The following is a 25,384-nucleotide window of genomic DNA, read 5'->3' as shown; positions in this document are numbered from 1 at the left end:
ACTTTGTGTCATTAAACAAATAGTCATGAAAGTCATTGAATTACAAGAATTTGGCGGAGTCGACAATCTTATCTACTGCGAAAGACCTATACCAAGCCTCAAGAGCGATGAAGTGCTCGTAAAAGTAAAAGCAGTAAGTATCAACCCGGTAGATGTCAAAACAAGGTCGGGCCGCGGCATGGCCAACCGGTACAAGGATCAGTTGCCAGTTGTACTGGGATGGGATATTGCCGGCATCGTTGAGCAAACCGGTAGCCAGGTAACGCGTTTCAAAACCGGTGATGCTGTATTCGGTATGGTGAACTTTCCCGCGACAGGCAATGCGTATGCAGAATATGTGGAAGCACCAGCTGGACACCTTTCATTGAAACCGGCCAATATCTCTTTTGAAGAAGCCGCCGCCGCCACATTAGCTGCACTTACAGCCTGGCAGGGTCTCGTTCACCAGGCAAAAGTAAGGCCAGGGCAAAAAGTATTGATACAGGCTGCCGCCGGCGGTGTAGGGCATTTTGCCGTGCAGATAGCGAAGCACCTGGGTGCATCGGTAACCGGAACCTCCTCCGCTGCCAACAAAGATTTTGTGCTGCAGCTGGGCGCCGAAAAACATATCGATTACGTCACACAGCCATTGGATGCCGAAGGAAGTGACTACGACATAGTACTTGACCCGCTTGGAGGAGATAACATTGAGCGCAGTTTTTCCGTTACTAAAAAGGGAGGCATTGCGCTTTCGATCGTATCGGCCTATGCCGATTTGGTAAAAGAAAAGGCCCACTCACTGGGTGTAAATGGGTTGTTCTATATGGTTTCTACCAACCAGGATGATATGGATGCCATTGCTCAATTGCTCGGTCAGGGAGTCATTCGGCCGCACGTATCGCAGGTATTCCCTTTTTCCGATATGAAAGCCGCACATGAGGCCGTAGCATCGGGTAAAACAAAAGGCAAGGTGATCGTAACGCTTTAAAACTCTTTGTAATTAAGAAGGATTTCGTAAGTTGTAGCGCAAAACTCTAATCGGGCAATTTCTTGAATGAACAGGAATTAATACAACTTCTCCGGCAGGGTGATGAGCTGGCTTTCAAAACATTGGTAGAGACTTACCAGGATATGGTGTACAATACCGCCCTCGGTGTGGTACAACATGAATCGGATGCTGAAGACGTTGCACAAGAGGTATTTATCCAGGTATATAAATCGATCGACCAGTTTAAAGGAGATGCCCGCTTGTCTACCTGGATCTATCGTATCACGACCACCAAGGCTTTGGACCATATCCGGAGCAAGAAACGGAAGAAAAGGTTTGCCTTTCTCACCAGCCTGTTTGGATCTGATAACGAGTTGCTGCACGATCCCGTCGATTTTAACCATCCCGGGGTTTCGCTCGACCGGAAACAGCAGGCCGCCCTCCTGTTCAAAGCAATTGCGCAACTGCCTGAGAACCAAAAGACAGCTTTTACCCTGCATAAATCAGAAGAACTTAGTTATCAAGAGATTGCGGATGTTATGGGGCTTTCCGTATCGGCCGTGGAATCCTTGCTGTTCCGGGCAAGGCAAAACCTTCGGAAGATATTGGAAAAACAAATACAGCAGGGGGGCTGATATTCGCAGGTTTTCTAATCTAACAGCGTCTAAATAATATAGTTTTTATAAATTACGAAACCATGTCAACCAAACCGAACAATCCAAGGGAGATCGACGAGGTGCTCAACAGCCTGGAGGGCATCCAACGGGCCAAAGCGCCGGCGTTCTTTTATACCCGCCTCCGCGGCCGGATGGAACGGGAATTGGAAAATACCGGCGGTCCGCTGGTTCGCCTGCTTACCAGGCCGGCATTGGCCCTCAGCCTCGCAGCCATCGTACTCATCCTGAACACGACCACGATTATGGAAATGTGGCAGGATGAAAAGAAAGTAAGCCTGGAGAACACGCAAGCGCAGCAATTGCTGGCATCGGATTACGCACTGGGTACGTATCCGGTATATGATGAAACCCCCGTAACACCATGACGAAATTTCCAAGGCAGAAATGGTTACTGTTATTAGTAGGGATCTTGTTGGTAACCAATATCATTACTTTGTCCTTTTACTGGTCGATGAAGCCGGCAACCCAAAACCGCAATAACCAGGGCGAAGGCGACCGCAACAAGCGGATGGGACAGTTCATGGTCAATGAGCTAAAGCTTGATAAAGAACAGGAAACTGCCTATTGGTTATTGAGAGACACGCTGATGAGCAAGCAGAAAACCCTTTGGGATTCTATACGCAACAGCAAAAAACGCTTTTACGATCTGCTGAAAGATACCGCATCGGGTTCCTTGATCCCGAAATACGGAACTACAGGCCCTATGTCGGCACAGGACTCTTTCATCTACAATAAAGCCGAACAGATCGGCCTGCTGCAAAAAGAACTCGATCTCGTAACGTTTAGACATTTTCAACAGGTACGGGCATTGTGCAAACCCGACCAGGTGTTGAAGTTCGATACCGTCATTAAAGAAATAGTGAACCGCATGACAGGCGGCTGGCGCAATCCCGGCAAACAAGGAACGCCTAAAGATTCAGCAGCCAGGAAATAACCCGCCATTTTTACCATCCATCCCCCCACCTGCTGCCAACCGCAGGTCAAATACTACTTACCACAAACAGGGTATTGTGTACGTGTCGCCATGAGCTTTACTTTGCAGGAATAAACACTTGTAAAACAGCTTTTATGAAAAAGACATGCTTGCCCGCACTGCTTGCCTGTGTAATAGCCATCGATGGTTTTGCCCAGGATTGTAAAAGTTATTACTACCTGCAAAACAACAAGACCATTGAGATGTCGATCTACAACAAGAAGGGCGACGAAAACGGTAAACAGGTGTATACTGTATCGGAAGTAAAGAACGGTGGCGGTTCCGTTACAGCAACCCTCAATTCCGAAATGTTCGATAAGAAAGGTAAATCCATTGCCAGGGGAAAGGGCGTCATTCAATGCAATGGGGGCATTATGATGGTTGATATGAAAATGAGCCTGCCTGCTGCACAACAGGAGCAATTCAATGCTGCCGACGCTAAGGTCGACAACGTATATATCGAGTATCCTTCCTCTATGAAAGTCGGTGATCAGCTGAAAGATGCCAACATGAACATGGAGATCGATAGCAAGGGAATGAAACAATCGGTAAGTATGGTGGTTAGCGAACGTAAAGTGGTTGGCGAAGAAAAAGTTTCCACTACTGCCGGAAGTTGGGATTGTTTTAAGATCACCTATAAAAGCAGGATCGCTATAAAAACAATGGGAATCGGTATTCCGGTCAACATAGAAGGCACCGAATGGTTTGCCCCCAATTTTGGCGTGGTGAAAACAGAAAGCAAACACGGTGGCACCGCCATCACGGCGATCAAATAAAGGCCTTGTAAAGTTTAGTTCTATATAAGAGCTTATTCGACAAAATGCGAATAGGCTCTTTTTGCATAATAGCGGTAACGCCGTTCGTCGAAACGGGTGCCACACAATATTGAATGAATAAAGCCATTCAATTCCACCTGCTGGGTATGGAAGATCTTCCTGTCGGGATTGGTCTTAAGCCAGAATTGTATCCGGCCGTCGCTGCTTTTGTAAACGATCATACTGTCGTGGCGCGTTTCCCGGAAATTAAAGACCGCCGACAGGTCGCGCAGCATCAGGTGACTTCGGTACCAGGTGCCGCCTGTAGCCGATACCACTGGTTTACCCTGGTACAGCGCAACGCTGTCATTATAAGCAAAAACATTCAGGCTAGCCTTGGGATTTCCTTCTAACCAGGTTACCAGCTTTCGGGTATAGGTTGAATCATAACCATAAATACTATCGAGAAAGCTGATGCGCTGCACATAGGCAGGTATGCTGTCTACACCATCGAGAAAACTAAAAATGAACCTGCCACCACCGCTGTGACCATTGAAGTATACGTTTTGTACGGCAGGCACCAGGGCTCTAACGGTGTCTGCAATGTGTTGAACTAACCGTTGATAACCTGGTTGCTTCGATTTCCACAGTGGCCAGCTTTTGAAATCATTTTCCAGGTAAGCTACTATCAGATTTTGGAATGGCCGGCGGCTGCGAAGAAACCTGGTTTGCGCCCGGATATGCTGAATATCGTAGTGCCAGTCGTCGCCGGAGTTTATTTTTTTGCCCATGGTCTGGGCGGTTGAATTTCCGTTGGGCAATGCGAAGAATACCAAAATAGCAGGTGTATGGGCATTCATGTTAGCTGGCAGGTCGATCGTTACCGTAACATCAGCCCCTACCCTGCAGGAAAAAATACTGTCCTTCCCTTGGGCCCGAACGCATGACCAGGCAGTCAGCAAGAAAACCGCCCATACGTGCTTTTTCATGATCGCTTAATTTTTTCCACGTTCCAGTATCTGCCAGAACTGCTCTACGCGGGCCGTCCAGGTATTGGTCGATGCCACCTGCATACGCGCCTGCTTGCGGGCCTCGTTGTTCTCGGCAATGGAACGATCGATGGTTTGCAGAAATTCCTCATGACTGTCCACCACGTAGGCTACATCCCGGAATGTATATATGTCTTCTGAGAAATGCGTGGCGATCACCGGCTTGCCTGCCGCGAGGTATTCATTGATCTTGAGCGGGTAAATGCTTTTGGTAAGCGTGTTCTTCTTAAAGGGGATGATCACACAATCGAAAAATTGCAGGTAGTTGGGCAGTTCAGTGATCTTCCGCGGTCCGGCAAAGATCACATTGGGCATTTTGTCGAGCCCCACTGCTTTATGTTCATCGCCCTGTATGGGGCCAACCAAAAAGAGTATTTTGTCGTTATGGTATTCAGCAATCTTCTTGAGCAATTCGAAATCCGAGCGGTACTCGATGCTGCCGGTATACCCGATTATAGGTTTGTCAATTCCCTGCAACTCAACTGGCCTGGGCAACACTTCTACGGCAGCTCTTTTGAAGATATCGATATCGGCTGCATTGGGATGGAAGTATGACCGGGGCGAATGGACGCTCATAAGCCGGGTGAGCTCCTTGGACGTACACAGCGTAAAATCGAAATTGCGCACGATCTCTGCCTCCAGCCTGCTGCCATGACGATTGGAATAGGCCACCTGTGTAATATCGTCCATTGATTGGTAGATCGTGTACAACGGTTTGATATCGGCAGGCAGGCTGCGCACGAAGTAGGGATCAAAGAAGTTGAGATAAATAAAATCTTTCACCTGGTAATCTCTGATCACCTGGCGGATCGCCTTCAATACGATCTTATCATTGATCTTCGATAGTGCATTGTAAGCACCGCCCGGCGATAAAAAGTTAACAGGGATCGTTAGCTTCGGCGTAACCACCGTTAAATTAGCAGGCAGCGATGGTGGATTGGCGTAAATATCTTTTCCCTGCAGGAGCGCTTTCTTTCTTTTTATTACCTGCGCATCATTGCGCATACCCGCATAGTCTTTCCACGAAAAGGGATGCTCCACAAAAAATACCCGGTTGTTCCTGGCAAACTCGATAGCCAGCGCCAGTGCGGGTGAGGAGATTGCAGAATCCCATCTCGACAGGGAAAAGCAGATAATGTCGCAATGTCTGTTCATGTATTAGGTTCCTTAAAGGTTTAGTGAGTCGCAGCACAATGGCGAACAGCAGGTAGTATGGTATACTACGGGAGCCGCTGCAGACACTGTACCAGGCTATCCTTCCAGGCAGGAATCGATAACTGATAGGTCGACTGTATCTTATTCGTATCCAACAAAGAAAACGAAGGCCTTTTGGCAGGTGTAGGATATTGACTGGACGGGATTGGGTTCACAGCACAAGCGCTGCCGGACAGCTCCTTGATGGCCACCGCAAAATCGAACCAGCTGATGCGGCCTGTATTGCTGTAGTGATAAATACCAGGCGCCCATTGGCCGCCCGCATCTTTAACCACGATCTCCAGCATTGCCTGCGCCAGGTCGGCGGCATAGGTGGGTGCGCCCACCTGGTCACTGACCACATTGATCGCTGGGCGATCTTTCATGAGGCGCAACATCGTCTTTACAAAATTGTTCCCGTGTTCGGAATATACCCAGGCGGTACGGATGATCACTGCATCGGGATTGTGCAAAAGACAGAGCGCTTCCCCACGCAATTTTGATATGCCATAGGCATTCACGGGATTGGTGCGTGTGGTTTCTTTATAAGGTTCCGGCGAATTGCCGTCGAACACATAGTCGGTTGAAATATGAATGAACCGGGTGCCATATTTGTAACAGGCGGAAGCGAGTACGCCTACCGCATCACCATTCACGAGGAATGCATTTTCCTTGTCGGTTTCAGCTTTGTCTACAGCGGTATAAGCTGCTGCATTGATGCAATAAGCAGGCTTTACCACTTCAAAATACTGAGCTACCAGTTCAAAACGATGGATCGGTAATTCATCTTTTGAAACGAATACGAAGTCGTAAGCAGGATGTGCAGCTGCCAGATCACGGAGCGACATGCCCACCTGACCATTTGCGCCCGTAACTAATATCTTAGGCTTTGCCATATGCATGGTTACCTTGAAATACAAAATTGTTCTTACAATCGGCCAGCACCGGCAGCTTGATATCCTTCTCGGATACGATCGCCTTATCCACCGGCACTTTCCAGTCGATGTTCAAGGCAGGATCGTTGTACAGGATGCCGCCTTCACTTTCTTTATTGTAAAAGGCATCGCATTTATAAAACACTTCCGCGCGTTCGCTCAATACAGAGAACCCATGGGCGAACCCTGCCGGAATGTATAATTGCTTTTTATTGGCAGCCGACAGTTCAACAGCATATACCTCGCCATAAGTGGGCGAACCTTTGCGAATGTCAACTGCCACGTCGAGGATGGAGCCACTCAACACCCGCACCAACTTCGTCTGGGCATATGGCTGCAGCTGGTAGTGCAATCCCCTGATCACGCCAAAGGAAGAAGACGATTGATTATCCTGCACAAACCTGGTATTGATACCGTGTTTATGATAGGTTTGCTCATTGTAGGATTCATAGAAATAACCCCGGCTATCTTCAAAGACGATAGGCTCAAATACAAACAAGCCAGGAAATCCGGTTTCGTTAAAAGGCATGAGGATTAATGTTATCGTTTAGCGTATTGCTCGTTATAATAATGCTGATAGTCGCCTGATGTTACGTGCTTTACCCAGTCCTGATGTTGCAGATACCAGTCGACCGTTTTCTCCAGCCCCTCTTCGAATTGAAGCGATGGTGACCAACCCAGTTCCTTATTCAATTTAGTGGCATCGATGGCATAGCGCATATCATGGCCAGGCCTGTCGGTAACATAAGTGATCAGCTTCGCCGATTCACCGGCTGCACGCCCCAGCTTTTTATCCATGATATTGCACAACAGGTGTACCAGGTCGATATTCTTCCATTCATTGAAGCCGCCGATATTGTATTTTTCACCGGCTTTGCCTTTATGGTAAATAGTGTCGATTGCCCGGGCATGATCTTCCACATACAACCAATCGCGCACGTTATCACCCTTTCCGTATACAGGCAGTGGCTTGTTGTTCTTGATGTTGTTGATCATGAGCGGGATCAGCTTCTCGGGAAAGTGATGCGAGCCATAATTATTTGAACAATTGCTCATGATCACCGGCAAACCATAAGTATGGCTGTAAGCCATGACAAAATGGTCGGAAGCCGCTTTGGAAGCTGAATAGGGAGAACGCGGATCGTAAGCAGTCTCTTCAGTGAAGAAACCTGTTTCGCCCAAAGAACCATATACCTCGTCGGTCGATACATGGTAAAAAAGTTTACTGCCCAGGTCGGCTTTCCAGAACTGACGGGCAATGTTGAGCAGGGTCACGGTACCCAAAACATTGGTACGCACAAAGGCCAGCGGATTGGAAATAGAGCGGTCCACATGACTTTCGGCAGCAAGATGGATAATACCGTCGAACTGATATTGCTCAAACAAACCGGTGATCCTCGCCTCATCGGTAATATCACCTATCTCAAAAACATAATTAGGCTTATCCTTTACATCTTCCAGGTTCTCCAGGTTGCCTGCATAGGTAAGCGCGTCGAGGTTCACGATACGGTAATCGGGATATTTGTTGACAAATAAACGTACAACATGAGAACCGATAAAACCGGCTCCTCCCGTGATCATGATGGTTTTAGTGTAGTTGGGCATTATAAACTCCAGTATTTACGGCTGGTGATAGTTTGCTTAAAAATTCCTTTAAGGTCGGCGATCAATGCGTGCTCGCGGGTAATGGCCGCGAAATCGGCATCGACCAGCTTCGTGTAAGGTTGATGGGGTACCGTAACAATAACGGCATCATAATCTGTGGCCGGTTGTTTAACGAGATGCAACCCATATTCCTCGTGCACTTCTTCATTCTCAGCATATGGATCTTCCACATCGACGTGTATATTGAAAGCCAGCAATTCTTTTACCGTATCAACGATCTTAGAATTGCGGATATCGCTTACGTTTTCTTTGAACGTTACGCCTTTCACCAACACCTTTGGGTCATTCGAATTACGCAGTACATGGGTGATGATCTTGCGTGCCACATATTTGGCCATATCATCGTTGATATACCGGCTGGCTGCAATCACCTTCGATTCATATCCCAATGATGCTGCCTTATAGGTAAGGTAATAAGGGTCAACGCCAATACAATGTCCGCCCACCAGGCCCGGCTGAAACTTGAGAAAGTTCCATTTGGTACCGGCTGCTTCGATCACCTCAAAAGTATTAACGCCCATGCGGTCAAAGATCAGAGAGAGCTCATTCATGAGCGCAATGTTCAGGTCGCGCTGTGTATTTTCAACAATCTTCGAAGCTTCGGCCACTTTGATCGATGAAGCCCGGTGTACACCAGCATCCACCACCAGCTCGTATACTTTAGCAACCTGTTCAAGTGCATCGGCATCGCTACCCGACACCACTTTGATCACGGATCGCAGGGTATGTTTCTTATCGCCTGGATTAATGCGCTCGGGCGAATAGCCCAATTTGAAATCCGGGCCCATCTTCAATCCGGAGACCTTTTCCAAAACCGGTAAGCAATCCTCTTCAGTGCAACCGGGATAGGTAGTCGATTCGTATACAACATAGTCTCCTTGCTTCAATACTTTACCCACAGTTTCCGATGCACTCAAAAGTGGTTTCAGGTCCGGAACATTGTACTTGTCGACCGGAGTAGGTACCGCAATGATGAAAAAGCTTGCCTGCTTTAAAACATCCAGGCTATTGGTGAAAACGATATTCGTTCCTTGAAAAGCCTCCGTCGTCAACTCTTTACTGGGATCGATGCCCTGCTGCATCATTTCGACACGTTTTGCGTTGATATCGAAACCGATCACGGGTACTTTCCGGGCAAATTCCAATGCGATGGGCAGACCTACATAACCTAAACCAATAACGGCAATCCGGGCTTTCTGATCAACTAGCTCCTGATACATGTGGTATTATTGAAGATAAAAACCTGACAGGTGGCTACACCTGGCAGGTCTTAATAAGATATTGTATTTGGGGGACCCTTACGGATCCTGTTTTGCTTTTAATGGCTTACAAACTCCTTGGGCTGTTTGAACCACTCTTCCGGCTTAAGGGCTTTGAAGTATTCATACGTTACTTTCAAACCTTCCTTTCGGCTTACTTTGGGTTCCCAACCAAGGATTTCCCTGGCCCGGGTTATATCAGGTTTACGTTGTTTGGGGTCGTCTACCGGCAGTGGTTTGTAAACAATCTCTTGTTTAGTGCCGGTTAATGCGATGATCTCTTCAGCAAACTCCTTCAGGGTGATCTCATCCGGGTTGCCTACGTTAACAGGCAGGTGGTAGTCGCTCATCAGCAAGCGGTAAATACCATCCACCAGGTCATCAACATAGCAGAAACTTCTTGTTTGAGATCCATCGCCGAATACGGTGAGGTCTTCTCCGCGCAGCGCCTGTCCGATAAAGGCAGGTAAGGCACGGCCGTCATTGAGACGCATTCTTGGTCCGTATGTATTGAAGATACGAACAATACGGGTTTCCAATCCGTGGAAGGTATGGTAAGCCATGGTCATGGCCTCCTGGAAGCGCTTGGCTTCGTCGTACACACCACGTGGACCAACCGGGTTCACATTGCCCCAATATTCTTCATTTTGAGGGTGTACCATCGGATCGCCATAGATCTCGGATGTGGAGGCTACCAATATCCTGGCACCCTTTGCCCTTGCCAATCCCAAACAATTGTGGGTACCCAGAGAGCCCACCTTCAGGGTTTGGATCGGGATCTTCAGGTAGTCGATCGGACTGGCCGGTGATGCAAAGTGCAGCACGTAATCCAGGTTGCCCGGTACGTGAATAAAAGTAGAAACGTCGTGATTATAGAATTCGAACTGCTCGAGTTTGAACAGGTGTTCGATATTTTTCAAGTCGCCGGTAATGAGGTTATCCATGCCAATTACATGAAAACCTTCTTTAATAAAACGGTCACTTAAATGTGAACCCAGAAATCCGGCAGCCCCGGTAATAAGTACTCTCTTTCTTGCCATGTTATGTTAATTGAATGGAGCGATGCTGGAATTTATTTTTGTCCGGGAATGGCAGTCGCCCTTCCGATACTTTCATAATAGAAACCTAATTCCTTCACTGCAGCACCTTCAAACAGGTTACGGCCGTCGAATATTACTTTGTTTTTCAGCGCAGTCACCATCTTCAGGAAGTTGGGCGTGCGGAACTCATTCCACTCGGTGGCAATGATCAGCGCATCAGCACCTTCCAGTGCATCGTACTGATTCTCGGCATACTCTACCTTATCGCCGATTACGCCTTTTACATTGGCCATGGCTTCGGGATCGAATACGATGAGCGTAGCGCCCGCAGCAGTCAGCTCATCGATCATATATAAGGCCGGCGCTTCGCGAATATCGTCGGTGTTGGGCTTGAAGGCCAACCCCCACAATGCAAATTTCTTGCCTTTCAGGTCGCCCTTGAAATATTTGCTGATCTTCGGCATCAAATGAAGCTTTTGCTTCTCGTTTACATCCATTACAGCGTTCAGGATCTGAAAGTCGTAGTCCACTTCGGTAGATGATTTTACCAGCGCTTGTACGTCTTTGGGGAAGCAGCTGCCGCCATAACCGATACCGGGGAACAGGAAGCGCTTGCCGATACGCTCGTCGCTGCCCACACCGCGGCGAACCATGTCAACGTCGGCACCGAGGCGCTCGCACAATTGAGCGATCTCATTCATGAAAGAGATCTTGGTGGCGAGGAATGAGTTGGCAGCATATTTTGTAAGCTCGGCAGAGCGAACATCCATATTGATAACCGGGTTGCCCGAACGCACGAATGGTGCATACAGTTCGCCCATTACTTTCCTGGCTCTTTCGGAAGAAGCGCCGATCACCACGCGGTCGGGCTTCATGAAGTCATCTACAGCCACACCTTCACGCAGGAACTCGGGGTTGGAAACCACATCGAATTCACCCTTGAAGTTCTTTGCTACAGCAGCATGCACCTTTTCGGCAGTACCTACGGGTACGGTGCTCTTATCAACGATTACTTTATAGTCTTTGAGGATCTTGCCGAGGTGATCGGCAACACCGAGGATATACTTCAGATCGGCAGAGCCATCTTCGCCGGGAGGCGTTGGCAGCGCCAGGAAGATGATCGCAGCATCCTTAATTCCATCTTCCAGGCTGGTGGTGAACCTTAAACGTTCTTCTTTCAAATTGCGCAGGAAAAGTTTTTCAAGACCCGGCTCATAGATCGTGATCTGGCCGTTCGAAAGCTTGTCTACTTTCGATTTGTCAATGTCAACACATGTGACGTCATTTCCTGTTTCAGCAAAACAGGTTCCGGTTACCAGTCCAACGTAACCGGTGCCAACTACAGCAATTTTCATATTGAAATTATTTAGTTAGGGTTCAACAAAGCCTTTCTAAAGGCTAAGGTTTATGAATGTTTAGTTATATAATCCAGTACAGTGCTGGTTATGAAATTGAGTTGTTCTTCGTCAAGCTCCGTATGCATGGGCAACGAGATCACTCTTTCAGTCAACCAATCGGTTGTTTCCAGGACAAAGGAAGATCCGCCAAAAGCCTCAAACATCTGTTGACGATGAGCTGGCACTGGATAATAAATCATTGAAGGAATACCCTTTTCTGCGAGGAATTGATGCAATCCATCCCTGTTCACGCCTTCAAGCAAAAGTGTGTACTGATGAAACACATGGTCGCAATAAGATGCCCGGGCAGGAGTGGTGATCTTTGGATGATTGGCGAACGCCTTATCATAATAATCAGCCGCGGCCTGACGTGCAGCGATATAGCTGTCCAGGTATGGTAATTTTACATTCAATACAGCAGCCTGCATTGAATCAAGACGACTGTTGCAACCAACCACGTCGTGGTAATACCTTTTACTTTGACCGTGGTTAGCGATCATTTTCATCTGGCTGGCTAACGCGTCATCGTTGGTGAATATTGCCCCGCCATCGCCATAACATCCAAGGTTTTTGGATGGAAAGAACGATGTGGCGCCTATAGTACCGATCGTACCCGACTTTTTAACGCTGCCGTCACTGAACTTTACAGAGCCTCCGATGGCCTGCGCTGTATCTTCGATCACGTACAGGTTATGACGACGCGCAATGTCCATGATGGCCTCCATATCGGCACTTTGGCCATACAGGTGTACAGGAACAATCGCTTTTGTTTTGGGTGTAATGGCCTTTTCTATGGCAGCTGGATCGATGCAGAAAGTTTTGGGATCCACCTCTACAAAAACCGGGGTCAACTTCAGCAGGGCAACTACCTCTACTGTCGCTATATAGGTAAACGAGGGGGTTATTACTTCATCTCCGGGTTGCAGGTTAAGCGCCATCATCGCTATCTGCAGTGCATCGGTACCATTGGCACATTGTATCACATGCTTCACCCCGAGGTAGTTCGTTAAGGCGGTGGTAAAATCGGTTACAGCTTTTCCATTAATAAATCCTGCACTATCAAGCACCTCCTGAATCCCTGCATCCACATCATTCTTGATCTTTGCATATTGCTTCTTCAAATCCACCATTTGTATCGGCCGCATACTCAACGTTTTCTTTTAAAACGGCCACAAACCTACCACAAAAAACTGGTTTGTGCAATGGGGGTTACGTAAGTATCACATTGAAATCTGTAATATTTCGGGCAAAAAACGCAGCCTTACGCATAGTATTATCCCAAAAAGCATCGATTTTACCCATTCCCCAGCAATATAGACCTCCCCGCTCCTGTTCCAAACTCCCGCTGCCGCTTTACCCATCACATTAATTCTTCTTAAAATATCTACAACCGTGCAATGACGGTTGCCTGGTGGCTCTCCAACGCCTCAGCCAGGCACCTTTGTTCGCCTGAACAGGATGCCAACCAGACTCGATTTTATAGGATAAGCCGTATATAACCTGTATATAAACTGTAGTTGAGCCGTAGATAAACCGCCTTTATATAATACGGCTTATCTACGGGTTATCTATTATTTATCAATGGTTTAATGATATGTTATCATTTTATATTGTCCTGCACTCTTTGCCCTTCCGGCTGCAGGATCCCCCCTTGGAGGCCGTTGGCCAGCTGATTCCAGTTTGCCTTTCAGGAAATTAAAAAGCTGATGATCAATCTTTCAGGGCGGAGAAGCTAAAACTTGCCACAGATTTTCCGACTTTTGCCAATAATCTATTAACCCGTGCACCTTTTTTTCTATACTATATTTTGTCGCCTGTACTTATTGGGTATACGCCTGGCTGCGCTTTGGAACCCCAAGGCACGCACCTGGATCTCCGGTCGGAAAGACTTGTTTGAGCAACTCACAACCCGGCTGGGCGCCTCCGCGCAGGTAGAAGTAGCCGGCGGAGCTGGCCGCTCTGTTACCAATAGGGAAGGCAAAAACGGTCCGGCCAATGGGGATACTGCCCTGGCAGGATCCGGAGAGGCAACCCGCATGGCCGGCGCAAAACCGGGTACCGGTACCGTGGGAAGTTCGCCAATGATCTGGATGCATTGTGCCTCGCTGGGTGAGTTTGAACAGGGCCGACCGGTTATCGAAGCCCTGAAGGAAAAACACCCTGACTGCCGCATACTCCTTACTTTCTTCTCTCCCTCGGGTTATGAAATACGGAAAGACTACAGCGGCGCCGATTATGTGTTTTATCTCCCGATGGATTCAAAAAAGAATGCAAAGAAGTTTATCGATATCGTACAACCCGACCTGGTGATATGGGTGAAGTATGAATATTGGTACCATTACCTCACTACCTTGAAAAAGCGCAATATTCCTACGCTCCTGGTATCCGGTATCTTCAGGCCCGACCAGCCTTTCTTCAAATGGTATGGCAGGCTGCATCAATACATGCTCGAGTGCTTCAGCCACCTGTTCGTACAAACACCCGGCTCGAAAGAATTGCTGGAAGGCATTGGCTTCAAATCGAAGGTTACAGTGAATGGCGATACCCGTTTTGACCGTGTGGCAGATATCGTGCATAAGTTCACACCTATTCCTGTAGTGGAGGCCTGGGTGGGCAATCACATCACCATCGTGGCCGGCAGTACCTGGCCCGAAGATGAAGAGGAGCTCGATCACTATGCCAATACGCATCCGGACATGCGTTTCATCATTGCGCCGCATGAAGTGAATGAAAGCCACCTGAAGGAAATTGAAAAGTTGTTCAAACATACCATCCGGTATTCGGTGCTGCAGAAACGGGTGCCAGGTACGGTGAGCCGCGAACAGCAGGTTACCAATACGCTGATCATCGATAATATCGGCATGCTATCGAGGCTGTATAAATACGCTACCATTACCTATGTAGGCGGTGGATTCGGCGGAGATGGTGTGCACAACGTACTGGAGGCAGCCGTATACCACAAGCCGGTCATCTTCGGACCGGTATATGAGAAATATGTGGAGGCTAAGGAACTGGTAGAGCAGGGAGGTGGATTTCCCATCAAAACCGCCCTGGAACTGGAGAAGGAGATCGACCAGTTGCTGACCGACAAGGCAGTCTATGAAGAAGCCTGCCGGCAGGCAGGCGATTATGTCCACGCCAAAGCGGGTGCTACGAAAGCTGTACTACAATACATAGCGGACAATCAATTATTGGGCAGCCATTGATAACTGCCCGCACGGGTGGCGTATAATTCAAGATTTGATCAGGAGAAGCGCCTTCTCACCAACTGGTAAAAATGGCGGGTAGTGTCTTTGGAGTCGTCCCAACCGAGTTTGATCTTCAGCTCTCTTTCTATCCAATACTGCGCTTCGGGATAGATGCGGAAGCCGTTGATCGTTTTGATGCTGCGCTCGTACATTACCTCATCGCCCCGGAACAACTCACTGATGAATACAAAACGATCGTTGATCCCTATCGCTTTTTTGAGGTCGCGCACGGGGGTATCGGTGAGCCGGTGACCAATTTCCACGCGCTCTTCTTTTAACTTATCATTAAGAGAAGCCTGGGCCGTTGCCATCATTTCGTTGAGCTCCTTGGCCGAGGATTGATGGGCCAGGGTAGGTATTTCTGTAAGCGGGTTGTATTGGAAACCATTTTGGGAAGCAGCTGCGGGGGCATGTGTGCCATTACCGTTCTTAACAGGTTTTTCCTCCTGTACTTCAGCCGGTAAGGCTACCATTTCAGGTTCTTTTTCGACTATGACCGGCGCTTCTGCTACCGCTGTGCTGTACACGGTTCTCGCTGCAGGCATGACTACTGCTACTTTGGAGGTTCCCTGCGCCACACGGGAGGCATTGGACAACCGCATTAGCTCCGCCTCAATGAGTTGAGTGGTCACTAATAGTTGTTTATTATCGGCATTTTGTTCGAATTGTTCATTTAATTTGCCGATTAATTGTTTTAATCGCTCCATAATAGATTGACTGGGTACTTTATGGGTTAGATATTGACTATAAAGTTAACAATTATTATACCTATTTCCGTTAACATGTTCATAGAACCAAATATATCAGGCGAAAGGCGCGGCTTTATAGAAGTAATCTGTGGCTCTATGTTTTCTGGCAAAACAGAAGAATTGATCCGGCGGTTGAAGCGGGCGCGCATCGCCAACCTGCGCGTGGAGATCTTCAAGCCGCGGGTAGATGTACGCTATCACGAAATGGATATCGTTTCGCACGACGAGAACGCGATCCAATCAACCCCCATCGACAATTCCCAGATCATCCTTTTACTGGCAGGCGATGTGGACGTCGTCGGCATCGACGAGGCGCAGTTCTTCGACGATCAGTTGCCGGAGGTATGCGATCAACTGGCTGCGAAAGGCATCCGGGTCATCGTTGCCGGCCTCGACATGGACTATACCGGCAAACCCTTCGGCCCCATGCCCGCCCTCCTGGCCAAAGCAGATTTTATTACCAAGCTGCATGCCATATGTGTGCGGTGCGGCAATATTGCCAATTACTCTTACCGTAAAGCTGCCGATGCTACTCAGGTATTGCTGGGAGCAAAGGACCACTACGAACCCCGCTGCAGAAAATGCTATTACGAAAAGCCCTGATCGGGTCAAATGAGCGGTGACATGATTGATTGCTGTGCTTTGCCGGCAATGACGCCATGCCCTTTAGAAGTATAATTACCTCACATCTATAACCGATCTTTATGCAATTATCCGCGTAATTCGGCCTGTGTCTTTAAGGGACTGTTTTAAAAAGGTAATGGAATAACCCCCTGAACTATCTATTTTCGCGCAATCGTTTATGGCTGGCAATCAATCAAAGCATATCTGGGCACTGGTGAAAAAAGACTTCCTGTTGGAAGTGAGGCAGCAATATACCTTTTACGGGATCCTGTTGTATGTAGCCTCCACCATTTTTGTGTTGTATATGGCGATGGGCGAAGGCCCCGAAGAGAAGGTATGGAACGGCCTGTTCTGGATGATCCAACTGTTCATCTGTATCAATGCAGTTGCCAAAAGCTTTCTGCAGGAAAGCCGTGGCCGCATGCTTTACTTCTATACCATTGCCGGCGCCCGCGATTTTGTACTGGCCAAACTGATCTTCAACCTGGTGCTCATGATGCTCATGAGCCTGGTAAGCCTGTTGCTTTTTCAGCTATTCCTTGGCAATCCAGTACACAACCCCTTAAAGTTTATCGGCATCGTATGCCTGGGTGGTTGCAGTTTGAGTCTTGTATTTACCTTCCTGGCAGCTATCGCAGCCCGTGCCCAGCAAAATGCCGCCCTCATGGCCATTATGGGTTTCCCGCTGATCATACCGCAGATCCTGTTGCTGATGCGCATCTCCAACGCAGCCTTTGCCGATGTGATACAGGCAGGCCTTACCAGCATCGTGCTGATGCTCATCGGCCTGGATATCATGGTGGTTGCCCTGGCAGTGATCCTGTTTCCCTTTCTCTGGAAAGACTAAGACGGCCAACCGGTCTATCGTTACAGCGGCACGTCGTCAACATAAACTGCTGTACAGAGCAACCTGTTTATCAAATGCGCCTGGCAGCAGGTGTAAAAGGGGCTGTTGGACGCTTGCTCTACCTTCCTTAAGTAAATTTCTGTTTTAAGACCCCTTCCCCTAATTTTGCCCCCTGTATCAGGTAGTTGGCAAGTCTCACCCCGATCCTGCAAACGCCAATATCTATCATCAATAGCCCGGAAATTATGCGCCAGTACTGGTGGAAAATACTTTGTATCGTCTTGCTGCTCTACACGTTCACCGCAGGTTTTTTAGTGAAAGTACCTGAAATAGGCAACCTGTATCAGACTATCCGCAATCTCTTCTTCCATGTGCCAATGTGGTTTGCACAGCTTGTGCTGATCACCATTTCATTGGTGTATTCGATCATGTACCTCCGCAATCCGCAGGCGAAGTACGACCTGTATGCCCTGCAATTTGTGCAAACCGGTACGGTGCTCGGCTGTCTTGGTTTGGTAACCGGTATGATCTGGGCCAACTACACCTGGGGCACGCCCTGGAACAATGATCCCAAGCAATTGGGAGTTGCCATTGCCTTATTGATCTACCTGGCCTACTTTGTTTTACGTAATTCCATGACCGATCTTGATAAAAGGGGCCGTGTAGCCGCTGTTTACAACATATTTGCCTATTTTATCTATATCCCCATGATCCTCATCCTGCCTCGCCTGGTAGAGTCACTGCACCCCGGTGGCAAAGGCGTGGAAGGTAACCCCGGCCTCAATGGAGGCGACCTCGACCCCACTATGCGTTTGGTCTTCTGGCCTGCGGTTTTGGGCTGGACCCTCCTGGGCGTTTGGATCACCACACTTTACCTGCGCATGAAGGCGCTGGAAGAGAAAAAACACGCTCATTAATGATACGCATGAAGAAATTACTCATTACCCTGTTTGTGTTGCTGCCGGCCCTGTGGGCAAGCGCACAAAATGATGGCGCTGCCAATCAGCCAACCGGATTGAGAGCCGATGGTAAGATCTGGGTGGTACTGGCCGTAGCCGTCACCATCCTGCTCGGACTGATCATTTACATCATTCGCTTGGACCGTAAGATCACGAAGCTGGAGAAAGGTCATTAACCCGTTAGCTGGCCGATAGACCAAAGTTCTTGCTGATACCTAACTGGAGCCCCCGCTTTGAGGGGGTTACTTTTTTTAAGGATGAACATCACAATAAAATTTTTGTTAGGTATTGGCAAATAATCGATAAGCGGCACCGTTCAGCAATGATTATCTTAATCACGGTGTTCAATGGGTTGCAGTCAAAGAAGTGTTTAACGATTCACCATAAAAATTGCTTAATCATGTCAGAGTACAGTTTTTTTGGCGCGGTAGAAAAGAGTTTTGATAAAGCCGCGCAGTTCACTAAATGGGACCCCGGTGTCCTGGAACAAATCAAACAATGTAATGCCGTTTACCGGATGCACTTCCCGGTTAAGATCGGCGATAAGATCGAAGTGATCAAGGCTTACCGGGTACAACACTCGCACCACAAGCTTCCTTGTAAAGGCGGTATCCGTTTTGCGATGAGCGTTAACCTCGATGAGGTAATGGCGCTTGCCGCACTGATGACCTACAAATGCGCGATCGTGAACGTTCCGTTTGCAGGCGCCAAAGGTGGTATCACCATCGATCCCAAAAAATATACTCCTTACGAACTGGAGAAGATCACCCGCCGTTATACGTCTGAGCTGATCAAGAAGAACTTTATCGGCCCTGGCATCGACGTACCCGCCCCCGATTACGGAACCGGCGAACGTGAGATGGCCTGGATCGTAGACACCTATGCGAGCATGCGCCCCGGCGAGATCGATGCCATGGGTTGTGTTACCGGCAAGCCCGTTACCCAGGGTGGTGTGCGCGGACGCCGCGAAGCTACCGGCCTTGGTGTATTCTATGGTCTGCGCGAAGTATTGAGCATGAAAGACCAGATGGACAAACTGGGACTCACCACAGGGGTAGAAGGCAAGCGCATCGTGGTACAGGGTCTCGGTAATGTGGGATACCACAGCGCCAAGTTCTTCCAGGAAGCAGGCGCTAAGATCGTTGGCCTGGCAGAGTTCGAAGGCTCTATCTGGAACAATGACGGGCTGGATGTGGACGCAGTATTCGAGCATCGTAAAAAGACAGGATCTATCCTCAACTATAAAGGCGCCAATAATTTCGCCAAGAATACAGACGCGCTGGAGATGGATTGCGATGTGTTGATCCCCGCTGCGCTCGAGAATGTGATCAATGGCACCAATGCCCCCAATGTAAAAGCAAAGATCATTGGTGAAGCAGCCAACGGTCCGCTGACCCCTGAGGCCGACGAAAACTTCGCCAAGCGCGGTATTCTCGTGGTACCCGATATGTACCTCAACGCAGGCGGTGTTACCGTATCTTATTTCGAGTGGTTGAAGAACCTGAGCCATGTTCGTTACGGACGTATGGAAAAACGCTTTACCGAAAACCTCAATACCCATATCCTCGGCCAGATCGAAGGATTGACGGGCAAGAAGGTAGATAATAAAGAACGTGAATTCATCATGCACGGTCCTGATGAAGTGGACCTGGTGCGCAGTGGATTGGAAGAAACCATGATCACGGCAACCCGTGAGATCATGGAAGCCTGGAAAGCCAATCCCCAGGTGCCCGATATGCGTACCGCCGCTTACCTGGTGGCCATCAATAAAGTTGCTACGAGCTATGCCGAACTCGGCATCTTCCCATAAGTGTTGTTGCTTAAACATAATGCATCCCGTTCGTGTACACGAACGGGATGTTCTTTTTAGGGATAACCAATTGATCTCATTGCCCTTAGATCAGGGGGTATTTTTAGTTGCCGGTCGGGAGAAAATAAGGTAGATTTAAGTAACCTTAAAACACTGCTCTCATATGGAAAAATCAAAACTTTACCCACAGGCTTATTTTCCCACCGACAAAGTCGAGCATATACTGCACAAAGTGATCCAGGCCCCTAAGAACGAAGAGCCTACTACTTTCTACTATCTCACACGGGGCGATGAATCCTGGCGTTTTGAACGGGAAGATGAGTTCCTGAACGAATACCGCAAAGAACACGACAACTCTTTCCTTAAGCGTACCTACAAACAACTGGTTTTTAAGATCCGTTATGCGCGCAACAATTACACCGACATTACGGTGGTAGCCCCTACCAGCCAGGAGATCGATAAGGTGTTCGATGTCTTCGACAAATTGTATCCACAGTCAAAACAGTCATCCACTTCCACCAGCCCTTCTATCTACGTCAACGTAGACCCGAATTCCGTGATATAGTGAATTTTCGGCGTACATTCAGCATAGGGAGTTTTTCCTTCAACAAATCGAATCTTTATGCCAAACGCCGAAATCACCAACCGCCTCACGGAAGAAGAAGAACAACTGAAAAAGCTGCAGGATATCGTAGCCGCCACCATCAAAGAAGAAGAACTGGTGATCAATAACCTGCTGCATCCACCTTCGGAAGTGCTGACCCGCGGACAGCTGATATCCGACAAAGTTGCCCGCTTTGGCGGCAGCTGGAAGTTCATCATTTCTTTCCTGGTGATCATCATCGCCTGGATCGTCTTCAACCTGCTGAGTCCATCGAAAGACGATTTCGATCCCTTCCCTTTCATTTTACTCAACCTCGTATTGTCTTGCATCGCTGCCATACAGGCGCCTATCATCATGATGAGCCAGAACAGGCAGGAAGAAAAGGACAGGAAACGGGCCGAAAACGACTACCTCGTCAATATGAAAGCCGAACTGGAAATACGCAGCCTGCAACAAAAGGTCGACCTGCTGCAACAGCAACAGATCAAAGCCTTGTACGATATGCAGCTGGAACAGCTGGAACAGTTAAAATTTATTTGCGATCGCCTGAATGCCAAAGGACTCTAGGTAAATGACAGCGACTCCCCGCTCACTCATATGAGGGATAGGCCATGCCGGGAGGATGGAATAAATTGTAGATGACCATTCTCCCGTTTAAAAAACTTTGGTCATGCTTACTGAAGCAGAAAAGCAACATATTGAACTACAGGAAAAATACCGGGCAGAAATAGCCTCGAAATTGAAGTCTCCTGCAAAGATCAACCTGGTAGAAACGATCACCAAGATATTACAGGGCCTGGCCATCATTGTAGGTATTGGTGCCACTTACCATGAATTCAAGAAATACAATGATGAGAAGATTGGTAAACTGGCCGAAGAGACCCGGCAGGCAAACCGGGACTTCTCCAAGATCTTTTACCAGCAACAACTGGCCACCTATGCAGAAGCCGTAGAGGCGGTAGCTATACTGGCCAACGAAAACGAACAGACCGAAGACTATAAAACGGCCCGTAAAAAATTCGAACGCCTCTATTGGGGCCGGCTTTCGCTGGTAGAAGACAAACGGGTAGAGGCGCGTATGGTCCAGTTCAGGTTATTGCTGCTGAATTTCGAAGGCATCGAAACCACCAAAGACCGGGTGTGGGATGCTGTCGATTCCGTTTGGATACCCCTGCGCAACGTAACCCAATCTGCCCTTCAAACCGCTTCCATCAATCTCGCCCATGATGCCAGGGTGCATACACTAAAAACCTGGCTTTCTCCGGAAGAAAAGGTCAATTATAATGACCTGGACTGAGCGCCGGGAAAATTCGCTAATTTTGTAAGGCATAAGTGACAACCTATGTACGATATACGCCTTATTCCCAAGGATGAGCTAAGCACGATCATTCCACTCCTGCGCATCCTCAACGATGCCATCAACGAAACCACCCTGCAGGAACGACTTGAAGACATGAAACAGCGTAATTATGCCTGCGCGGGCGTGTATGACCACGACCGCCTGATCGGCATATGCGGCTTGTGGATCCTCAACAAGTATTATGTTGGAAAGCATATTGAACCGGATAATGTGATGATACTGCCCGAGTACCGCAACAAGGGGGTAGGAGAACTCATGATGGCCTGGGTATATGACTATGGACGCTCACAAGGCTGTATCGCTTCCGAACTAAACTGCTATGTTGTAAACGATAAAGGAATCAGGTTCTGGCTAAACCAGGGCTACAAGATCATAGGTTTTCACTGTCAAAAGAAACTACTATGACTATCGAAACATCGCGGGTAACATTGCGCCCCGTGCAGGTAACCTTCCTGGAAATGCATGAGCGGCCTTATAGTGCGGTACCAGCTGCCTTCAACATGCAGTTTCACTTATTACCCAAACCTATTCCGGTAGAGCATTACCGGAAATTCTACTATGGTGTAGGCAAACAATGGTATTGGCTCGACAGGATGATGATGGAAGATGCCAGTCTTTACGAAAAGATCAATGCGGCCAATGTTGACATTTATGTGCTGTATATCGATGAACAGCCCGCCGGCTTTGCCGAATTTGTGATAGAGGAAGGTCATGTGGAGATACTCTACTTTGGGCTCCTCCCCGATTTCGTCGGCAAAGGCTATGGCCATTACTTTTTACAAACGGTGATACAACAGGCCTGGAGTTACCAACCCCGGCATATCCAGCTCAACACTTGCGAACTCGATCATCCCAACGCACTAAATGTGTACAAGAAAGCTGGTTTCCGGCAAGTACGTACCGCCATCGAAGACCGGAAGGTGATGATTTGATTTCGCGCTGGCTATTGAGCGCCTGTTCTTTCGTCACCAAAGAGCACCTCCTTATATTTATTGTATAAGAAAGAAACCAACAGCAGGATGATTCCCAGCGTAATAAACGACAACGTTTTAGTAATGGTGCCGGCTTCAGACAGATCGTAAAAGAACAGCTTCAGGGTAGTAACGGCAAACAGTAGAATGGCAGACAGCCGCAAATACCGTTGCTTCTTCCAGATGCCATACACTACCAGTAGCAGTGCGTAAAGCCCCCAGATAATACTGAGGCCAACCTTATACTGCTCGAGTGCGCCGGCTATGGTGGCCCAGTTTACATATTCATAACTAATAAAGGCCAGCGTCATCACCTGCAATAAAATCAACCATGATCGAAGCACAGTTTGATCGGATGTGTACTGCCTTACCACCCTGTTACCGATCGATAATATATATACCAGCAAAGCTATACCTCCATACTTCAGTAGCAAAACGCCCGGGCCAGCGGCCGAGGTATGCATAAAATAGCCGATCGACAATTCATTGAACACCCGGAATCCATCTACTATATAACAGATACTGAATATAAGCAGCCCGGCTATCGACGCACTGGCCAGCCATTTGTTGCGCAGCCAGCGTTGGTTGATCATCAATACCGCCAACCCATACACATTAGTATAAATGAACAATACAGAGCGTACCAATCCATTTATTTTCCCCCACCCATTGGCCACCATTTGCCAGGCGAAGTCTCTTGTTTCGAGGTAAAACAGCATATAGCCAAACATAAAGAGCAGGGTGGGTACCAAATAATCGAAAAAAGCCGTCCACCCGGAGCGATTCTCTTCTTTCGGCCTATATTGTTCTTTCCTGTTTATCCAGCTGATGATGCCCATGACCACCAATACAGCCAGGCAGGTATAGAAGACGATATTCCGGAAGGCATCGGCATATAAATATTGGTTTAAGTTCATTATCCTGTCCTGGAACATACTGCCGAGCGCCAGGATCACCAGGCCCGCCGATAACCGCTCATAGAGTTCCACAGCCCTTGTGCGGCCAATGATAAACAAGAGCAACGCCTCACCGGCCCACAATAGCGTAACCCAGTTGCCATCCAACTGCACAGGGATAGCGATGGTCATGAATACGACGAACAATCCCAGCACCATGTAATACAGCGCACGGTCTGCCAGTTTGAATCGCCTGATAATAATACTTACCCCGAGGTGAATGAGGCCATTGGCTGCCGTGAACAGCGCTGGCCAATAAACAGCATCGGTATAACCGCTCAACAGCGCGAACCCCAATGCATAAAAAATAAAGGTATTAGACAACAGCAGGAGGACGTCGCTGAAATTGTATTGCTCTTTCTTAATGAGTTTGTAGGCCAGGAAGGTGGCATAAAACAGCAGGAACCACACGCACAGGAATACAAAGGCGAGCGCAAAATGGCGCCGATCGTCGTATTCAAAAACGTACCAGGTGGAATAGATGGCCCAGGTAAGCAGGTAAGCTACATAGAACAACGATTTCCAATACCGGAAAAAGGAAAGGAGCAGGATGCCTGCATTAACGATCAACATATACATGAACAGAAAATCGTACCGCCCCGAATTATTGCTGAGCAGGAATGGGATCGCATAGGCTCCTACCAGTGCCAGGTGGGCAATGATCACCTGATTGTAAGAAATGGCCGCATAGACGATACCGCCTGTTAATAACAACATGGCTCCAAATGCCACTGACTGCGGCAACAGGTGGTAAAAGCTCCAGGCCACATAGGTAATGATGTACAACACACAAAGGCCCCCTCCCATCAACACAGCACTATAGAGTTCGTATTTTTTCCGCAGTTTCAAAGCTATGCCGACCAACGCACCGCCGCACAAGTAGCCTATCACGATACGCATGCCCGGACTGATCAACTCCCGCTCGATGGCATACCGTGCACCGATGAAGATACCAATGATGGTGATGAGGATGCCAACCTTGCTGGCGAGGTTCTTCCCTACAAATTCTTCGAACGAAAACCCGCGGCCGTCAGCTGGCCTTGAAACCGGAGGCTGTGTGCGGGCCTGGCTTTGCACCACCGCAGCAGGCTTGCGCGAGGGGGCTGTAATGACCTCATGGTATTCTTTAACGGGAATTGGTTCTTTGATAGATGGAGTGGTCGTGGCGGAGGCAGACAGCCGTTTGAGCTCATCGAGTTCATTCATCAAAGCCAGCAACTGTTTGCCGAGGTGGGTTTGTTGCGCAGCGAGCTCGCTGATGCGACGGCTCAGTTCATCCATTTTATCCTGCAGTGTAGCCATAATGGCAGCATTGGTTGCTTTAAAGTAAGTGCAATAACCGTTA

The 25,384-nt window shown here is 48.3% G+C and carries 27 protein-coding genes; 16 read left to right on the top strand and 11 right to left on the bottom strand.

Annotation, left to right across the window (positions count from 1 at the left end; translation table 11 throughout):
* Positions 1 to 25: 25 nt before the first annotated feature.
* The 5 genes from P2H89_RS15025 (at position 26) to P2H89_RS15005 (ending at position 3,393) form a co-directional block, all read left to right on the top strand.
* Positions 26 to 967: an NADP-dependent oxidoreductase gene (locus P2H89_RS15025; RefSeq protein WP_275828181.1), complete on the top strand. Its 942-nt coding sequence runs from the start codon at positions 26 to 28 to the stop codon at positions 965 to 967.
* A gap of 62 nt (positions 968 to 1,029) precedes the next feature.
* Positions 1,030 to 1,602, top strand: coding sequence for a sigma-70 family RNA polymerase sigma factor (locus P2H89_RS15020; RefSeq protein ID WP_275828179.1), 573 nt, complete (start codon positions 1,030 to 1,032; stop codon positions 1,600 to 1,602).
* A 62-nt stretch (positions 1,603 to 1,664) separates the two neighbouring features.
* Entirely contained in the window at positions 1,665 to 2,009 is a 345-nt protein-coding gene (locus P2H89_RS15015) for a hypothetical protein (protein WP_275828177.1), read from the top strand.
* Entirely contained in the window at positions 2,006 to 2,578 is a 573-nt protein-coding gene (locus P2H89_RS15010; protein ID WP_275828175.1) for a hypothetical protein, read from the top strand. Before P2H89_RS15015 ends, P2H89_RS15010 begins: the two co-directional genes overlap by 4 nt.
* A gap of 134 nt (positions 2,579 to 2,712) precedes the next feature.
* Positions 2,713 to 3,393: a hypothetical protein gene (locus tag P2H89_RS15005; RefSeq protein WP_275828173.1), complete on the top strand. Its 681-nt coding sequence runs from the start codon at positions 2,713 to 2,715 to the stop codon at positions 3,391 to 3,393.
* Between the two features lie 32 nt (positions 3,394 to 3,425).
* Here the strand turns inward: P2H89_RS15005 and P2H89_RS15000 are convergent, their stop codons facing one another.
* From P2H89_RS15000 to P2H89_RS14960, 9 genes are all read right to left on the bottom strand, one after another.
* Entirely contained in the window at positions 3,426 to 4,361 is a 936-nt protein-coding gene (locus tag P2H89_RS15000) for a hypothetical protein (protein WP_275828171.1), read from the bottom strand.
* Between the two features lie 6 nt (positions 4,362 to 4,367).
* A complete protein-coding gene (locus P2H89_RS14995) occupies positions 4,368 to 5,576 on the bottom strand; it encodes a glycosyltransferase (protein ID WP_275828169.1) in 1,209 nt (402 codons plus the stop codon).
* 65 nt (positions 5,577 to 5,641) lie between these two features.
* The gene (rfbD, locus tag P2H89_RS14990) at positions 5,642 to 6,511 is read right to left on the bottom strand and encodes a dTDP-4-dehydrorhamnose reductase (protein ID WP_275828167.1); all 870 of its coding nucleotides are present in this window, start codon (positions 6,509 to 6,511) and stop codon (positions 5,642 to 5,644) included.
* Positions 6,498 to 7,079, bottom strand: a complete 582-nt coding sequence (gene rfbC / locus P2H89_RS14985) for a dTDP-4-dehydrorhamnose 3,5-epimerase (RefSeq protein ID WP_275828165.1) — start codon at positions 7,077 to 7,079, stop codon at positions 6,498 to 6,500. Before rfbC ends, rfbD begins: the two co-directional genes overlap by 14 nt.
* Before the next feature lie 11 nt (positions 7,080 to 7,090).
* Positions 7,091 to 8,155, bottom strand: coding sequence for a dTDP-glucose 4,6-dehydratase (gene rfbB / locus P2H89_RS14980; RefSeq protein WP_275828163.1), 1,065 nt, complete (start codon positions 8,153 to 8,155; stop codon positions 7,091 to 7,093).
* Positions 8,155 to 9,435 (bottom strand): nucleotide sugar dehydrogenase, encoded by a 1,281-nt coding sequence (locus tag P2H89_RS14975; RefSeq protein WP_275828161.1) that lies wholly within the window; start codon positions 9,433 to 9,435, stop codon positions 8,155 to 8,157. Before P2H89_RS14975 ends, rfbB begins: the two co-directional genes overlap by 1 nt.
* Positions 9,436 to 9,533: 98 nt before the next feature.
* Complete coding sequence (locus P2H89_RS14970) at positions 9,534 to 10,514, bottom strand: UDP-glucuronic acid decarboxylase family protein (RefSeq protein ID WP_275828159.1); 981 nt, start codon at positions 10,512 to 10,514, stop codon at positions 9,534 to 9,536.
* Between the two features lie 32 nt (positions 10,515 to 10,546).
* Positions 10,547 to 11,869, bottom strand: a complete 1,323-nt coding sequence (locus tag P2H89_RS14965) for a UDP-glucose/GDP-mannose dehydrogenase family protein (RefSeq protein WP_275828157.1) — start codon at positions 11,867 to 11,869, stop codon at positions 10,547 to 10,549.
* A 50-nt stretch (positions 11,870 to 11,919) separates the two neighbouring features.
* A complete protein-coding gene (locus P2H89_RS14960; protein ID WP_275828155.1) occupies positions 11,920 to 13,056 on the bottom strand; it encodes a DegT/DnrJ/EryC1/StrS family aminotransferase in 1,137 nt (378 codons plus the stop codon).
* 636 nt (positions 13,057 to 13,692) lie between these two features.
* Here P2H89_RS14960 and P2H89_RS14955 point away from each other — a divergent pair.
* Complete coding sequence (locus P2H89_RS14955; protein ID WP_275828153.1) at positions 13,693 to 15,117, top strand: glycosyltransferase N-terminal domain-containing protein; 1,425 nt, start codon at positions 13,693 to 13,695, stop codon at positions 15,115 to 15,117.
* Between the two features lie 38 nt (positions 15,118 to 15,155).
* Here the strand turns inward: P2H89_RS14955 and P2H89_RS14950 are convergent, their stop codons facing one another.
* Complete coding sequence (locus P2H89_RS14950) at positions 15,156 to 15,866, bottom strand: hypothetical protein (RefSeq protein ID WP_275828151.1); 711 nt, start codon at positions 15,864 to 15,866, stop codon at positions 15,156 to 15,158.
* Between the two features lie 75 nt (positions 15,867 to 15,941).
* Here P2H89_RS14950 and P2H89_RS14945 point away from each other — a divergent pair, with 75 nt between their 5' ends.
* The 10 genes from P2H89_RS14945 to P2H89_RS14900 all read left to right on the top strand — a co-directional run bounded on the left by P2H89_RS14945 (position 15,942) and on the right by P2H89_RS14900 (position 23,044).
* Positions 15,942 to 16,511, top strand: coding sequence for a thymidine kinase (locus tag P2H89_RS14945; RefSeq protein WP_275828149.1), 570 nt, complete (start codon positions 15,942 to 15,944; stop codon positions 16,509 to 16,511).
* A gap of 199 nt (positions 16,512 to 16,710) precedes the next feature.
* Positions 16,711 to 17,379 carry a heme exporter protein CcmB gene (locus P2H89_RS14940; RefSeq protein ID WP_275828147.1) on the top strand — a complete coding sequence of 223 codons (669 nt, stop codon included), beginning with the start codon at positions 16,711 to 16,713 and terminating at the stop codon, positions 17,377 to 17,379.
* A 245-nt stretch (positions 17,380 to 17,624) separates the two neighbouring features.
* On the top strand, positions 17,625 to 18,296 hold the full coding sequence (ccsA, locus tag P2H89_RS14935; protein ID WP_275828145.1) for a cytochrome c biogenesis protein CcsA: 672 nt from the start codon (positions 17,625 to 17,627) through the stop codon (positions 18,294 to 18,296).
* An 8-nt stretch (positions 18,297 to 18,304) separates the two neighbouring features.
* The gene (locus P2H89_RS14930) at positions 18,305 to 18,514 is read left to right on the top strand and encodes a CcmD family protein (RefSeq protein WP_275828143.1); all 210 of its coding nucleotides are present in this window, start codon (positions 18,305 to 18,307) and stop codon (positions 18,512 to 18,514) included.
* Between the two features lie 224 nt (positions 18,515 to 18,738).
* A complete protein-coding gene (locus tag P2H89_RS14925; protein ID WP_275828141.1) occupies positions 18,739 to 20,148 on the top strand; it encodes a Glu/Leu/Phe/Val dehydrogenase in 1,410 nt (469 codons plus the stop codon).
* 163 nt (positions 20,149 to 20,311) lie between these two features.
* Positions 20,312 to 20,713, top strand: coding sequence for a hypothetical protein (locus P2H89_RS14920; RefSeq protein WP_275828139.1), 402 nt, complete (start codon positions 20,312 to 20,314; stop codon positions 20,711 to 20,713).
* A gap of 57 nt (positions 20,714 to 20,770) precedes the next feature.
* The gene (locus P2H89_RS14915; RefSeq protein ID WP_275828137.1) at positions 20,771 to 21,319 is read left to right on the top strand and encodes a DUF1003 domain-containing protein; all 549 of its coding nucleotides are present in this window, start codon (positions 20,771 to 20,773) and stop codon (positions 21,317 to 21,319) included.
* Between the two features lie 103 nt (positions 21,320 to 21,422).
* On the top strand, positions 21,423 to 22,049 hold the full coding sequence (locus tag P2H89_RS14910; RefSeq protein WP_275828136.1) for a hypothetical protein: 627 nt from the start codon (positions 21,423 to 21,425) through the stop codon (positions 22,047 to 22,049).
* 45 nt (positions 22,050 to 22,094) lie between these two features.
* Positions 22,095 to 22,517 (top strand): GNAT family N-acetyltransferase, encoded by a 423-nt coding sequence (locus P2H89_RS14905; RefSeq protein ID WP_275828134.1) that lies wholly within the window; start codon positions 22,095 to 22,097, stop codon positions 22,515 to 22,517.
* Positions 22,514 to 23,044, top strand: a complete 531-nt coding sequence (locus P2H89_RS14900) for a GNAT family N-acetyltransferase (protein WP_275828132.1) — start codon at positions 22,514 to 22,516, stop codon at positions 23,042 to 23,044. Before P2H89_RS14905 ends, P2H89_RS14900 begins: the two co-directional genes overlap by 4 nt.
* Before the next feature lie 11 nt (positions 23,045 to 23,055).
* Here the strand turns inward: P2H89_RS14900 and P2H89_RS14895 are convergent, their stop codons facing one another.
* Entirely contained in the window at positions 23,056 to 25,341 is a 2,286-nt protein-coding gene (locus P2H89_RS14895; RefSeq protein WP_275828130.1) for a DUF2339 domain-containing protein, read from the bottom strand.
* Positions 25,342 to 25,384: the final 43 nt, after the last annotated feature.

It is taken from the genome of Paraflavitalea sp. CAU 1676, assembly GCF_029223285.1.
Classification (GTDB): Bacteria; Bacteroidota; Bacteroidia; order Chitinophagales; family Chitinophagaceae; genus Paraflavitalea.
This window is presented reverse-complemented; position numbering and strand designations above follow the sequence as displayed.

Bases quoted from the DNA above. Each gene is read 5' to 3' on its own strand.
- P2H89_RS14945 (WP_275828149.1), top strand. From the start codon at position 15,942: ATGTTCATAGAACCAAATATATCAGGCGAAAGGCGCGGCTTTATAGAA.
- rfbB (WP_275828163.1), bottom strand. From the start codon at position 8,155: ATGCCCAACTACACTAAAACCATCATGATCACGGGAGGAGCCGGTTTT.
- P2H89_RS14930 (WP_275828143.1), top strand. From the start codon at position 18,305: ATGAAGAAATTACTCATTACCCTGTTTGTGTTGCTGCCGGCCCTGTGG.
- ccsA (WP_275828145.1), top strand. From the start codon at position 17,625: ATGCGCCAGTACTGGTGGAAAATACTTTGTATCGTCTTGCTGCTCTAC.
- P2H89_RS15015 (WP_275828177.1), top strand. From the start codon at position 1,665: ATGTCAACCAAACCGAACAATCCAAGGGAGATCGACGAGGTGCTCAAC.
- P2H89_RS14995 (WP_275828169.1), bottom strand. From the start codon at position 5,576: ATGAACAGACATTGCGACATTATCTGCTTTTCCCTGTCGAGATGGGAT.
- P2H89_RS14940 (WP_275828147.1), top strand. From the start codon at position 16,711: ATGGCTGGCAATCAATCAAAGCATATCTGGGCACTGGTGAAAAAAGAC.
- P2H89_RS14965 (WP_275828157.1), bottom strand. From the start codon at position 11,869: ATGAAAATTGCTGTAGTTGGCACCGGTTACGTTGGACTGGTAACCGGA.
- P2H89_RS15005 (WP_275828173.1), top strand. From the start codon at position 2,713: ATGAAAAAGACATGCTTGCCCGCACTGCTTGCCTGTGTAATAGCCATC.
- P2H89_RS14975 (WP_275828161.1), bottom strand. From the start codon at position 9,435: ATGTATCAGGAGCTAGTTGATCAGAAAGCCCGGATTGCCGTTATTGGT.
- P2H89_RS15010 (WP_275828175.1), top strand. From the start codon at position 2,006: ATGACGAAATTTCCAAGGCAGAAATGGTTACTGTTATTAGTAGGGATC.
- P2H89_RS14970 (WP_275828159.1), bottom strand. From the start codon at position 10,514: ATGGCAAGAAAGAGAGTACTTATTACCGGGGCTGCCGGATTTCTGGGT.
- P2H89_RS14910 (WP_275828136.1), top strand. From the start codon at position 21,423: ATGCTTACTGAAGCAGAAAAGCAACATATTGAACTACAGGAAAAATAC.
- rfbC (WP_275828165.1), bottom strand. From the start codon at position 7,079: ATGCCTTTTAACGAAACCGGATTTCCTGGCTTGTTTGTATTTGAGCCT.
- P2H89_RS14900 (WP_275828132.1), top strand. From the start codon at position 22,514: ATGACTATCGAAACATCGCGGGTAACATTGCGCCCCGTGCAGGTAACC.
- P2H89_RS14950 (WP_275828151.1), bottom strand. From the start codon at position 15,866: ATGGAGCGATTAAAACAATTAATCGGCAAATTAAATGAACAATTCGAA.
- P2H89_RS14960 (WP_275828155.1), bottom strand. From the start codon at position 13,056: ATGCGGCCGATACAAATGGTGGATTTGAAGAAGCAATATGCAAAGATC.
- P2H89_RS14905 (WP_275828134.1), top strand. From the start codon at position 22,095: ATGTACGATATACGCCTTATTCCCAAGGATGAGCTAAGCACGATCATT.
- P2H89_RS15025 (WP_275828181.1), top strand. From the start codon at position 26: ATGAAAGTCATTGAATTACAAGAATTTGGCGGAGTCGACAATCTTATC.
- P2H89_RS14915 (WP_275828137.1), top strand. From the start codon at position 20,771: ATGCCAAACGCCGAAATCACCAACCGCCTCACGGAAGAAGAAGAACAA.
- P2H89_RS15000 (WP_275828171.1), bottom strand. From the start codon at position 4,361: ATGAAAAAGCACGTATGGGCGGTTTTCTTGCTGACTGCCTGGTCATGC.
- P2H89_RS14920 (WP_275828139.1), top strand. From the start codon at position 20,312: ATGGAAAAATCAAAACTTTACCCACAGGCTTATTTTCCCACCGACAAA.
- P2H89_RS14925 (WP_275828141.1), top strand. From the start codon at position 18,739: ATGTCAGAGTACAGTTTTTTTGGCGCGGTAGAAAAGAGTTTTGATAAA.
- rfbD (WP_275828167.1), bottom strand. From the start codon at position 6,511: ATGGCAAAGCCTAAGATATTAGTTACGGGCGCAAATGGTCAGGTGGGC.
- P2H89_RS14895 (WP_275828130.1), bottom strand. From the start codon at position 25,341: ATGGCTACACTGCAGGATAAAATGGATGAACTGAGCCGTCGCATCAGC.